The 341-nt window shown below is 61.3% G+C and carries 1 protein-coding gene; it reads right to left on the bottom strand.

The window, feature by feature from the left end; all coding sequences use genetic code 11:
• Nucleotides 1–87 precede the first annotated feature (87 nt).
• Nucleotides 88–341 (bottom strand): hypothetical protein (locus QMX89_RS22715; protein ID WP_282349957.1); only part of this gene is annotated, 254 nt, incomplete at its 5' end.

The raw sequence follows: 341 nt of genomic DNA, 5'->3' as shown, positions 1-341 counted from the left end.
GGCAGAGCCCGCTCCCACATGGAGCAGGGTTGCATTGCAGTATTGTGGGAGCGGGCTCTGCCCGCGAAGAGGCCGGACCTGCCACCATCACCCCTTGGCCGTGACCACCATCTTCTTGGCATGCGCCAATGATTCTTTGGTCAAATCGATCCCGCCCAGCATCCGCGCCACTTCTTCCACGCGCTCGCCCTTGCCCAGGTTCGACACCTCGGGCTTGATGCAGAAAGGCGACCCTAGGGTCGTCTTTTTTGTATGCGGTGTGTCAGTGAGGGCCTCTTCGCGGGCAGAGCCCGCTCCCACAATGAATAGTGTCACATCCTCATGTGGGAGCGGGCTCTGCC

Origin of the sequence: Pseudomonas sp. PS01301 (assembly GCF_029960215.1) — a bacterium.
GTDB classification, from domain to species: Bacteria; Pseudomonadota; Gammaproteobacteria; order Pseudomonadales; family Pseudomonadaceae; genus Aquipseudomonas; species Aquipseudomonas coleopterorum.
The sequence above is the reverse complement of the archived record's forward strand: the minus strand, read 5'-3'. Positions and strand labels throughout refer to the sequence as shown.